Source organism: Salipiger marinus, assembly GCF_900100085.1.
GTDB classification, from domain to species: Bacteria; Pseudomonadota; Alphaproteobacteria; order Rhodobacterales; family Rhodobacteraceae; genus Salipiger; species Salipiger marinus.
Genome location: NZ_FNEJ01000021.1, coordinates 82,223 through 93,535 on the forward strand (window position 1 = coordinate 82,223; position 11,313 = coordinate 93,535).

At 64.8% G+C, this 11,313-nt stretch carries 12 protein-coding genes; 9 read left to right on the forward strand and 3 right to left on the reverse strand.

Annotated features, from left to right (window positions below; all coding sequences use genetic code 11):
• Entirely contained in the window at nucleotides 1–471 is a 471-nt protein-coding gene (locus BLR51_RS20110; RefSeq protein WP_089850353.1) for an Lrp/AsnC family transcriptional regulator, read from the reverse strand.
• A gap of 360 nt (nucleotides 472–831) precedes the next feature.
• Between BLR51_RS20110 and BLR51_RS20115 the strand changes: the two genes are divergently transcribed.
• The 9 genes from BLR51_RS20115 to BLR51_RS20155 all read left to right on the forward strand — a co-directional run bounded on the left by BLR51_RS20115 (nucleotide 832) and on the right by BLR51_RS20155 (nucleotide 9,967).
• A complete protein-coding gene (locus BLR51_RS20115; RefSeq protein WP_089850354.1) occupies nucleotides 832–2,169 on the forward strand; it encodes an MFS transporter in 1,338 nt (445 codons plus the stop codon).
• A 31-nt stretch (nucleotides 2,170–2,200) separates the two neighbouring features.
• Entirely contained in the window at nucleotides 2,201–3,682 is a 1,482-nt protein-coding gene (locus BLR51_RS20120; protein ID WP_089850356.1) for an NAD(P)-binding domain-containing protein, read from the forward strand.
• Nucleotides 3,679–4,170 (forward strand): carboxymuconolactone decarboxylase family protein, encoded by a 492-nt coding sequence (locus BLR51_RS20125; RefSeq protein WP_089850358.1) that lies wholly within the window; start codon nucleotides 3,679–3,681, stop codon nucleotides 4,168–4,170. Before BLR51_RS20120 ends, BLR51_RS20125 begins: the two co-directional genes overlap by 4 nt.
• The gene (locus BLR51_RS20130; protein WP_089850360.1) at nucleotides 4,167–4,754 is read left to right on the forward strand and encodes a peroxidase-related enzyme; all 588 of its coding nucleotides are present in this window, start codon (nucleotides 4,167–4,169) and stop codon (nucleotides 4,752–4,754) included. Before BLR51_RS20125 ends, BLR51_RS20130 begins: the two co-directional genes overlap by 4 nt.
• Nucleotides 4,751–5,839: an NAD/NADP-dependent octopine/nopaline dehydrogenase family protein gene (locus BLR51_RS20135; RefSeq protein ID WP_089850362.1), complete on the forward strand. Its 1,089-nt coding sequence runs from the start codon at nucleotides 4,751–4,753 to the stop codon at nucleotides 5,837–5,839. Before BLR51_RS20130 ends, BLR51_RS20135 begins: the two co-directional genes overlap by 4 nt.
• A gap of 84 nt (nucleotides 5,840–5,923) precedes the next feature.
• Nucleotides 5,924–7,030, forward strand: coding sequence for an ABC transporter substrate-binding protein (locus BLR51_RS20140; protein ID WP_089850364.1), 1,107 nt, complete (start codon nucleotides 5,924–5,926; stop codon nucleotides 7,028–7,030).
• Between the two features lie 71 nt (nucleotides 7,031–7,101).
• A complete protein-coding gene (locus BLR51_RS20145) occupies nucleotides 7,102–8,094 on the forward strand; it encodes an ABC transporter permease (RefSeq protein ID WP_089850367.1) in 993 nt (330 codons plus the stop codon).
• On the forward strand, nucleotides 8,091–8,876 hold the full coding sequence (locus BLR51_RS20150; RefSeq protein ID WP_089850369.1) for an ABC transporter permease: 786 nt from the start codon (nucleotides 8,091–8,093) through the stop codon (nucleotides 8,874–8,876). The genes BLR51_RS20145 and BLR51_RS20150 overlap by 4 nt, the downstream gene beginning before the upstream one ends.
• A 2-nt stretch (nucleotides 8,877–8,878) precedes the next feature.
• Entirely contained in the window at nucleotides 8,879–9,967 is a 1,089-nt protein-coding gene (locus tag BLR51_RS20155; RefSeq protein ID WP_089850371.1) for an ABC transporter ATP-binding protein, read from the forward strand.
• A 181-nt stretch (nucleotides 9,968–10,148) separates the two neighbouring features.
• Here BLR51_RS20155 and BLR51_RS27485 read toward each other — a convergent pair whose 3' ends face one another.
• Nucleotides 10,149–10,625 carry a hypothetical protein gene (locus BLR51_RS27485; RefSeq protein ID WP_131821846.1) on the reverse strand — a complete coding sequence of 159 codons (477 nt, stop codon included), beginning with the start codon at nucleotides 10,623–10,625 and terminating at the stop codon, nucleotides 10,149–10,151.
• A gap of 342 nt (nucleotides 10,626–10,967) precedes the next feature.
• Nucleotides 10,968–11,313: transposase (locus BLR51_RS20160; RefSeq protein ID WP_165616854.1), on the reverse strand; the 346-nt coding region annotated here is incomplete at its 5' end.

An 11,313-nucleotide genomic window follows, 5' to 3' on the forward strand; every position in this document is an offset into this window, starting at 1 on the left:
TCAGACGGGGGACAGCGGGATGGGCCGCTGTTCCTCGATCGCCTCCATGGCGAAATGCGAGGTGACGGTTTCCAGCTCCACCTTGGAAATCAGCCGCTTGTAGCACAGGTCGTAGCTGGCCATGTCGCGGGTCACGATCTTCAGCAGGTAATCGTATTCGCCGCCGATCCGGAAAAAATCCACCACATCCTCGATGGTGGAGACATGTTTGCGGAACGTGTCCAGCCATTGCGCCGAATGGTGCCGGGTGCGGATCATCACGAAGACCACCAGCCCCGCACCCAGCCGGTCACGGTCCAGCACCACGGTATGGTTGCGGATCACGCCTGCCGCCTCCAAGGCCTTGAGCCTGCGCCAGCAGGCGTTCTGCGACAGGCCGACGCGGTCGGACAGCGCCCGCTGCGACTGCGAGGCGTCGCGCTGAAGCTCTTCAAGGATGCGGCAATCAAGTCTGTCGAGTTTTAGGGTCATTCGTGGATCATACGAACGAATATGGCGCCTGAAAAGGTGAAAACTTGTGATGACCTTCGCGGTTCCCTGCGAAAGACTACCCGTCAACGCCCCTCAGCCCTGAAGAGACCCCGCCGATGCTTCTGCACCAGCCCTGCCGCATGTCTGTTCGCCGCCTCCGCAGGCGGGGCAAACAGGATCACGGAACAGGCAGGCTGCGGGAAAACAGCGTTCCTCTGTCGGGGCGGGTGCTGAAATGAAAAGACTTTTCTTCGGCATGGGCGAAGTTGACACGATCCCGCGTCTGGATTTCCGGCGGCGTGGCGTTCAGACTTGGAGGGGCAGGACCGGCGCGACAGGCGCGCCACAGGAGTATGCCCGATGATCCCCGCCAGCTCGCCGCTGAGACATCGCAGTTTTCGCCGCCTCTTTGCCGCGCAGATCCTGTCGCTGGTAGGGATCGGGGTCATGACCGTGTCGCTGTCGCTGGATGCCTTCGCCACGGGCGGCATTCAGGCGGGCGGGCTGCTGCTGGGCGGCATCCTTGCGCTCAAGATGGTGGCCTATGTGCTGGTGGCGCCGCTGGCCGAGGTGCTGCTGGCCCGCCTGCCGCGCCGCCCGACGCTGGTGGGCATCGACCTGCTGCGGCTGGGGCTGGTGGCGGCCATGGGCTTTGCCGTGGCGCCGTGGCAGATCATGGTGCTGGCCTTCGTGTTCTTCGCCGTCTCCTCCGGCTTCACGCCGCTCTTCCAGTCGGTGCTGCCCGATCTGCTGCCCGACGAGGCGGTCTATGCCCGCGCGCTGGCGCTGTCGCGGCTGGCCTATACGGTGGAATCCCTGCTGAGCCCGATCCTTGCGGCGGCGGCGCTGCGGCTGGTCACGGCGGATCAGCTTTATTTTCTGGCCTCGGCCTGTCTGGCCGGATCGGCGCTGACGCTGCTTGCCACCCGCTTTCCCGAAGGCATGGTGCCGCGCAAGGCGCCCTTCCTGCGGCGGCTGTCGCGGGGCCTGCGCATCTATGCGCTGACCCCCCGGCTGCGCGGGCTGTTCCTGATGAACCTCGCGCTGTCGCTGGCGCTGGCATGGGTGCTGGTCAACACGGTGGTCTTTGCCGGTGCCCGGCTGGGGGAGGCGGAGCAGTATTACACCCGGCTGATGGCCTGTTACGGCGGCGGTGCCGCCTTGGGCGCGCTCGGCGTGCCGCGCCTGCTGGCCGACCGGTCAGAGCGGGGCGTGATGGCGCTTGGCCTTGCGGTCTTTGCCGCGCTGGGTCTGACGCTGCCGCTGCTGCCCAGCGGGCAGCTGCTGCCGCTGGGCCTGCTCTGGGCCGGGTTCGGCGCGGCCTCCTCGCTGGTGCTGACGCCGGGCGGGCTGGTGCTGGCCCGTTCCGCCGCCCGCGCCGACCGGCCTGCGGTCTTTGCCGCGCAGTTCTCGCTCAGCCATGCGGGCTGGCTTCTGGCCTATCCGCTGGCGGGTGCCTTGGGCGCGTGGCTGGCGCCGGAGCCCGCGCTGGCGCTGCTGTGCCTGCTGAGCCTTGGCGTGACCGCGCTGGCGCTGCGGGTCTGGCCCGCCGAGGATCCGCTGGTGCGCCCGCATGCCCATCCGCATCTGCCCGCCGACCATCCGCATCTGCGCGCCCATCCCGCCGGGGCGGGGCGCCAGCATGAACATGACTTCCATATCGACGATCTGCACCCGCACTGGCCGCAGACCGCCTGACCCTTCTATTCGACGCAGAACAGGACAAGACATGACCGACCACGCTTCCCCACGCCTCGACGGACAAGGCCTTGCCGCGCTGGAAACCCGCCTGACCGAGGATCTGGCCTTTCTGTGCCAGCCCGGAAAATCATGGGTGCCCCCGCGCGAGGTGGACGGAGAGCCGGTGCAGGATGTGGTCATCATCGGCGGCGGCATGTGCGGGCTGGTGGCATGGCTGGCGCTGCGGGCGGGGGGCATGACCAACCTGCGCATTCTTGACCGCAGCCCGGCAGGGCGCGAGGGGCCGTGGCTCAACTATGCCCGCATGGTGACGCTGCGCTCGCCCAAGACCCTGACCGGCCCCGCCTTCGGCATCGGCGCGCTGACCTTTCAGGCGTGGTTCCGCGCGCAGTTCGGCGCCGAAGCGTGGGACAAGCTGGACAAGATCCCGCGCCCGCAATGGATGGACTATCTGCGCTGGTATCGCCGCGCGCTGAACGTGCCGGTGGAAAACGGCGTCAGCGTCGACCGGGTGGAGCCCGAAGGCGACTATCTGCGCCTGCATCTGTCGGGCGCGCCCGAAGCGTCGATCCTGACCCGCAAGCTGGTCTCTGCCACCGGGCGGGATGGCACCGGCAAGCCCAACATCCCGGGCTTCATGGCGGGCGTGTCCAGCAAGCTTTGGGCGCATAGCGCCGATGACATCGATTTTGCGGCGCTGAAGGGCCGCAAGGTGGCGGTGATCGGGGTCGGCGCCTCTGCCGTGGACAATTCCGCCGAGGCGCTGGAGCATGGCGCAGCCGAAGTGCGCCACCTGATCCGCCGCCCGGAAATGCCCACCATCAACAAGATGATGGGCATCGGCTCTTTCGGTTTCACCGCAGGCTATGCCGATCTGCCCGATGAATGGCGCTGGCGCTTCATGAATTACAGCTTCGCCACCCAGACGCCGCCGCCGCATGGATCCACCCTGCGCGTCAGCCGCCACCCCAATGCGCATTTCCATTTCGGCAAGGCCACCACGCGGGTGGAGGATCTGGGCGACCGGCTGCGCCTGCATTTTGCCGATGGCAGCAGCTATACGGCGGATTTCCTGATCCTTGGCACCGGCTTTGTCACCGATCCGATGATGCGGGTGGAATTCGGGCAGGCAGCGGGCCAGATCCAGCTTTGGGGCGATGTCTACACCCCGCCCGAGGCGGAGCGGAACGCCGATCTGGCGCGGTTTCCCTATCTCAACCCCGATTTCACCTTCCGGGAAAAGGCGCCGGGTGCGGCGCCGTGGCTGTCAAATGTCTATTGCTTCAACTACGGGGCGACCGCGAGCCTTGGCAAGGTCAGCGGCGACATTCCGGGCGTTTCCGAAGGCGCGGCATGGCTGGCGCGGGCGCTTGCGGCAAAACTTTACGCCGAGGATGTGGCCACTCACTGGCAAATCCTTCAGGATTATGCGGTGCCGGAACTGACCGGCGAGGAATGGCAGGCATCTGATCTGCCTGCAGATGAAAAGACCAAAGGACTTGTGGCATGAGCGGGATCTGGACCCTGACCAGCGTGGCGGAGGCGGGCGTATCTGAAAGCGGCCCGGTGGCGGAGGCGGTGACCCTGCGCGCCAACATCATGGAGATGACGCAGGCCGCCGAAGAGGCGGTGCTGGCGCCCGCCGATTGCGGCGCATGGCCCGCCGACCTGCGCGCGGCGCTGGCCGCCCGCATCGCCCGGCTGAACGGTGAAGAACAGGTGGCGCAGCGCTATGCGGCGCGCCAGCAGGGGCAGGAGTATGCCGCGCTCGCAGATCCGTCGGAGGATGGCACCAGCCTTGGCCTGCTGAGCGTGGTGAGCTTCATGGATGCCGTGGCCAGCACGCCGCGCGACATCGCCGCCGAAGACATCTCGGCGCTGCTGACGGCGGGGATCGCGGATGCAGACATCGTGCGCCTGTGCGAACTCAACGCCTTTCTGGCCTATCAGCTGCGGCTGATCGCCGGGCTGCGCCTGATGACGGAGGCCGCCGCATGAGCCGGATCATCCACAAGTTCACCCGCAACGTCCCCGACTGGCAGCCCCGCGTCACCCCGGTGAAGCTGGACGAGGCGACGCCTGAGCAGCTGGAGGCGCTGCAGGTCACGCCCTCCAACACCAAGGTGTCGGATTATGTGCTGACGCTGGCGCATGACGTGGAAAGCCTGAAGGTGCGCTCGCCGCTTTTCAACGGGATCATGTATGACAAGGGCGGCCTGTCGCGGGCAGAGCGGGAAATTGGCGCGCTTGGCGCCTCCATCGTCAACCGCTGCATCTATTGCGCGGCCGTGCATGCCTCGCGCCATGCGCAGCTGACCAAGGACACCACCGTCACCGACGAGCTGTTCGCGCGCGGCGAGGAGGCGGATCTGGGCCCGCGCGACCGCGCCATCTTTGACTTTGCGCGCAAGCTGTCGGCGGCGCCCTCCGAAGCGGGGCCCGAGGACATGGCCGCGCTGAAGGCGGCGGGACTGGACGAGGCAGAGGTGCTGGATCTGATCCTGTCCACGGCGCTTTTCGGCTGGGCGAACCGGCTGATGCATGTTCTGGGGGATCCGGTTCGCAAAGAGGTGACAGCATGACCAAGATCGGAATCGCGGGCGCGGGCAGCATCGCCTTTGGCACCGCAGCGCTTTTGTGCCATCGCGGCCACGAGGTGGCGCTGTGGTCGCCCTCGGGTCAGGGCACCACGGGCCTTGGCGAGGGGCTGACCGCCACCGGCGCGCTGGAGGGCGTGTTTCACCCGTCCGTCGCCGACAGCGCGCAGGCGCTGTGTGACGGCGCCGAGGTGCTGCTGATCGCCGTGCCCGCCTATGGCCACAAGGCGGTGATCGACGCGCTGGCGCCGCATCTGGCGGAGGGCCAGCAGGTCATCATTTCCTCCCATGCCTCCTTTGGCGCGGTCTATCTGGCCGAGGCTCTGGCGGCGCGGGGGCTGTCGCTGCCGATCACCGCATGGGGCACCACCGCGCTGACCGGGCGGCGCACCGGCCCGGGCGCGGTCAGTGTCAACACCATCCGTGCGCGTGTCGACATGGCGACGGTGCCCGACAGCGCGCAGCCACAGGCGCTGGAACTGCAGCAGGCGCTGTTCGGGGACGTGTTCGCGGCGCGCGACGGGCTTCTGGCCATCGCGCTGTCCAACCTCAACCCGCAGAACCATATGGGCATCGCCCTTGGCAACATGACCCGGATGGAACATGGCGAGACTTGGAGCCAGTCCGGCAACGTGACCCCCAATGTGGGCCGCCTGATGGAAGAACTGGATGCCGAACGGCTGGCCATCGCCGAAACGTTGGGGCTGAAGGTCAAGTCGATCTTCGAGCATTACCAGCAGTCCTACCATGTGCCTGTCGCCTCCATCGCCGAGATGAATGCCGAACTGCATGCGCGCGGCACCGGCGGGCAGGGGCCCGCCACCGCCGACAGCCGCTATGTGACCGAGGACGTGCCCTATGGCCTGCTGCCCACCGTGGTGCTGGGCCAGCTTGCGGGCCATCCCGCCCGGCTGCATGATGCGGGCGTGGCAATTTTCTCGGCCATGTATGGCCGCGATTTTGCACAGGAAAACGAGCTGCTGACCGCGCTGGATCTGACCGCGCGCAGCCTTGACGACCTGCGCATCGCCTCGCGCAGCGGGCGGTTCCCCGTCCCCGCGCAGGCCTGACCCCTACGCCCCGGCCCGAGGGCCGGGGCAGCATTGCCAACCACGACGGGCGATGACGCCCGCAACCCCGACAAGGAGACCCACATGTCGAAACTGATCCTCAACCGCCGCCGGTTCATGGGAACCGCCGCCGCCACCACCGGCCTGCTGGCCAGCCCGGTCTATCTGCGCCGTGCCCATGCTCAGGGCGGCGAGGTCAACATCTGGACCTATACCAACTTCATCCCCGACGATTTCCGCGAGCAGTTTCAGGACGAGACCGGCATCAAGGTCAATGTCCGGCTGGTGGATGACCAGGGCAAGCAGTTCAACCTGCTGGCCGCCGAAGCGCCGAACCCCACCGTGGACATCCTGACCGTGGCGGGCCACCGCTTCCTGCAGTTCATCGACAGCGAACTTCTGGCGCCGCTGGACACCGACCGGCTGACCAACTGGGGCACCATCAACCCGATCTATTCGGAAAGCGACTGGTCGACCATCAACGGCAGCAAATGGGGCGCGCCGATCCTGTCGGGCATGGAGGTGCTGGCCTACAACACCGAGATGGTCGACAAGTCCGAGACCACCAGCTGGGAGCCGTTCTTCTCCGACAAATACGCGGGCCAGACCGCCTATGTGCTGCAGGACATGATGTCCATCGTCATGCTGATGAAGGGCTATGACGGCAACATGGTGGAATATCTGAACGATCCCGAGGAAGCCGCCCGCATCGTGGCCGAGGCGCGCGATTTCCTGATCGAGAAGAAGCCGCTGGCGCGGAAATACTATGACGGCGGCTCTGAAGTGCAGCAGATGTTCATCAATCAGGACATCACCATGGCCTGCGCATGGAACGGCCCGATCGCGGCGCTGATGGCCGAAGGTTTCCCCGTGGGCATGACCATTCCCAAGGAAGGCAGCTACGGCTTTGTCTATACCTACAACATCGCGAACAACGCCCCCAACATGGACAACGCCTATACCTTCCTGAATGCCGTGCTGGCCTCTCCGGAAGTGGGTGCCGCGATGACCCGCGCCTCGGGCTTCATCTCGACCTTCAAGGGCGCCGACGAATATCTGTCGGAGGCCGAGCGCGCCGCCACCTCCTTCCCCGAAGAGGAACTGGCGGGCATGCGGTTCTTCCGCTCGGAGGCCAACGAGCTGAAATACGGTCTTGTGGACCCGGCGGTCGAAGCCATCAAGGCGGCCTGAGCAGGGGCTGGTCCGGCGGCGGAACAGGGCCGCCGGATCAGCTGTGCCTGACCACGCAGAGAGGAAACGCAATGACTGATGACGCCGTGACGGCCGGGGCGAAGTCCCGCGCCGCGGCAGATAACGCAGGCAGCCCGCGCCCCGTCTGGGGCCGGCTGGTGAACTGGGGGCCGTATCGCGGGCTGGTCTCGCTTCTTTTCGCCTCGCCGCGGCGGCAGTTCGCGCTGCTGGCGCTGTTTCCGGTGATCTGGGTGCTGACGCAGCATCTGGGGCCGATGCTGCAGATGCTGCAGGTCAGCCTGCTGGATGCCTATCCGGTGGCACCGGGGCAGGAGACCAGCTTCACGCTGGACAATTACGCGCGGTTCTTCCGCGAAAGCGTCTTTCAGACGCCGTTCCTGCGCACCCTGACCTATTCCGCCACGCTGACGCTGGTGACGCTGATCGTCACCTATCCGGTGGCCTATTATCTGGCGCGCTACGTGAAGCGCGAAAACCAGCTGGCGCTGCTGCTGCTGCTGCTGGTGCCGTTCTGGACCGGCGAGATCGTGCGCACCTATGCCATCATGATCCTGCTGGGCAACAACGGCGCCGTGAACCTTGCGCTGCAGGCGGTGGGGCTGATCGAACGGCCGATCCCGTTCATGTATACCGGGTTTTCCGTCAGCCTTGGCCTGATCTACCTCACCGCGCTTTACATGTTGCTGCCGCTGTATTCCGCGCTGGAAAAGCTGCCGCGCAACCTGTCGGAAGCGGGCGCCGATCTGGGGGCGGGGGCATGGACGCGGTTCCGCCGCATCACCCTGCCGCTGACGCTGGAGGGCATCGGCTCGGGCTGCACGCTCGTTTTCCTGATCTCCACCGGCTATTACGGCACCCCGGTCCTGCTGGGCGGGCCCAACACCACGGTCTTTGCCGAAACCATCGCCGGGTTCTTCCACGCGGCGGGGGATGAATGGCCCACGGGGGCGGCCTTTGCCGTCATCATGTTCCTGACGGCGCTGGTGCTGACCGCGATCTTCACCCGCTTCATCGCAGCCCTGCGCAAGGGAGACAGCAAATGACCCGCAATGGCCGTGTCTGGCTTTCCGTCTTCTTCTGGGCCTTCGTGGTCTATCTGTTCGTGCCGCTGCTGCTGATGATCCTGATGGGGTTCAAGGACAGCAAGTTCATCGGCTTTCCCATCCGCAGCTGGACGCTGGACTGGTATCTGGGGGTCTTCGACAATGGCGAGGTGATCGCCACCTTCGGCTATTCGCTGTGGATCGCCGTGGCCTCCACGCTGATCTCCATCCTGATGGGCACGTGGCTGGCGCTGCTGCTGTCGGGGCGGCGCTTTGTCGGGCGTTTCGCGGTCTATGCGCTGACGCTGCTGCCCGCGCTGGTGCCCGGCATCATCTCGGCCATCGCCTTTCGCATCTATGCGCGGCAGATCGGCATCGAACCCGGCATGGGCGCGATCATCTGGGCGCATGCGGTGCATAACGTGCCCTTCGTGGCGCTGGTGGTGATGGCGCGGCTGTCGACCCTGCCAAAAAGTCTGGGCGAGGCGGCGCGCGATCTGGGGGCCGATCCCTTGGTCACCTTCATGCGCGTGACGCTGCCCTATCTCAAGCCCGCGATCATCGGGGCGTCGATCTTCTGCCTGCTGCTCAGCTTCGACGACTTCGTGCGCTCCTTCTTCCTTGGCTCTTATGAACCCACGCTGCCGGTGCTGATCTTCGCCAAGCTGCGGTCGGGCATGTCGCCGGAAATCAACGCAATCTCCACCGTGGCGCTGATCCTGACCGCGGTGCTGGGGGTCTGGGCCGAACGGTCCAGCCGCCGGATGAACAGGGAAAACTGACCATGACCAGCGAACCGATCGTGCGGCTTGAGGGCATCTCCAAGGCCTATGGCAAGGCGCAGGCGCTGCATCCGATGGATCTGACCATCGCGCCCGGCGAATTCGTCACCTTCCTTGGCCCCTCGGGCTGCGGCAAATCCACCACGCTGCGCATCCTTGGCGGGTTCGAAACATCCGACACCGGGCGCATCATCCTTGACGGGCAGGATGTCACCGCGCAGCCGCCGGAAAAGCGCAAGGTCAACATGGTCTTTCAGGACTATGCGCTGTTTCCGCACATGACCGTGGCGCAGAACATCTCTTTCGGGCTGGAACTGAAGGGGCTCGGCAAGGCCGAGATCAAGCAGCGTCTGGACGAGGTGATGAGTTTTCTTGAGCTTGCCCCCTTCGCCACGCGCTATGCCTCGCAGCTGTCGGGCGGGCAGCGGCAGCGGGTGGCGCTGGCGCGGGCGCTTGCCCCCGATCCGGCGCTGCTGCTGCTGGACGAGCCGCTGGGGGCGCTGGACGCCAAGCTGCGCGGACAGGTGCAGATGGAGCTGAAGGCGATCCAGCGCCGCACCGACAAGACCTTCCTCTTCGTGACCCATGATCAGGACGAGGCGCTGACCATGTCCGACCGCATCGTGGTGATGAATGGCGGGCGGATCGAACAGGACGGCACGCCGGAGGATCTGTATTTCCATCCGCAGACCCGCTTCGTCGCCGAATTCATCGGCGCCACCAACCTGATCGACGGCACGGTGCGCGGGCTCGACGGCGCCGCGCAGGAGGTGGTGCTGGACTGGCGCGGGATCGAACTGCGCGGGCAGGCCCCCGCAGGCGCGCCGCAGACCGGGCAGGAGGTCAGCGCCTCGCTGCGGCTGGAAAAGATCGCGCTGGGGGCAGAGCGTCCCGCCACGCGCAACGCGGTGATGGGCCGCATCGTGGACAAGACCTTCCTCGGCAGCCGGGTCGCGGTCAACATCGTGGTCCCCGAGGCAGGCGACGCCCTGCTGCGCGCCTATGCCGACAGCGACGTCACCGCCCGCCTCGGCGACGCGCCGGTCTGGCTGGGCTGGGACAGCCACGCCCTCTCCGTGCTGCGCCACTGAGAGATCTCTGCAAGGACGCAGAAAGGGGCGGCCCACAGGGTCCGCCCCTTTTTTGTGGGGATTGCAGATGCTGGACATGAGGGGCGGAGGTGGCGGCTATGAGCCCAAATCGACAGATGCTGCGCAGGGCACGAATGACAGCTATGAGCCCAAACTTGACGGTTTCTGCAACGCAGAGGTCTTACTGAAAGCCGGGCGCGGCCAGATACAAAATGCGCCACGGGTATGAAGACAATGGGGCAGCAAACAAAAAAGATGTGGGCGCAATCATCTCGACGCTAATAACGAGATGGTCGTAATCTTCATCGCTGCATTCCTGCGGGATTCCTCCGGAGTCATCACAAGCAACTACCACTGGCTTGGCGGTCCTTTGTGCGGCAGAAACGTAGTCGCGAAGATCATTGAAAGGACAAGGCGCCTCAAAATAAAGCTCATCTAAACGAACTTTTGGGCCGTGCTCATTCCACTCGACGTGCTGAGCGAGCAAACACGAGCATTCAAGTTCATCATCATCGCCTTGCCGTCCCAAATAGTAGCGAAAAGGAAAACTGGACAGGGCAGGTGGCGTCCATTTTGCCGCTTCGATGCCTAAAGAGCCTTTCTGAACTCTTCGGAGTTGAATCGGCTCGTGGCTTCCAAGGTAAACGCTCAGGCACATGATCGATGTGATCCCAGATGGTTGCTGCTCCCCAAGTATCGCCTGCTAACTTATTCTCAGCAACGGCAGCTTCGTCCGCTGAGCGATCTCTGACGAGAAGCGCGGCGAAGGTCCGTTCCGAGCCCGTCTTCCAGATTTCTGCGACTCAGCAAATGTCAGCTTAGGCGAATATCCTGCGAAATCACTGCATCAAAAATAGAAAATACCTGCAGCGCTAAAGGTGTGCCAACGAGTTCTTCACGTCTCATCGCTGATCCAACAAGTTCGCTAGACGCGACAGGTCGGTTGTTTGCATCGATCACTGAAACACCGGGGACACCTTCGCTCTCAAAGTGGACTAGGTCATGTTGACAAAAGGCGCAGCCAAAGTCGGATGGAGGTGATGTCGATGAAGCCCAAGAAGCTCTCAGCGGTTTTGTCGTAGCGTGTGGCGACACGGCGTGCGTTTTTCAACTTGTTGAAGCACCGCTCGACAAGGTTGCGCAAGGAATAGAGAGAATGATCCACACCCACGCGCATCCTGCGTGATTTGCGCATGGGAATTTGGGTGAGCACCTCCCGCGCCTCCATCTTTTTCCGAATGCGGTCAGCATCATAGCCTCTGTCAGCCAGCAGGACGCTCGGCTCTGGCAGGTTGTTGACCATGACCAGGTCGAACCCCAGGTAATCGGATGTCTGCCCCGGAGTG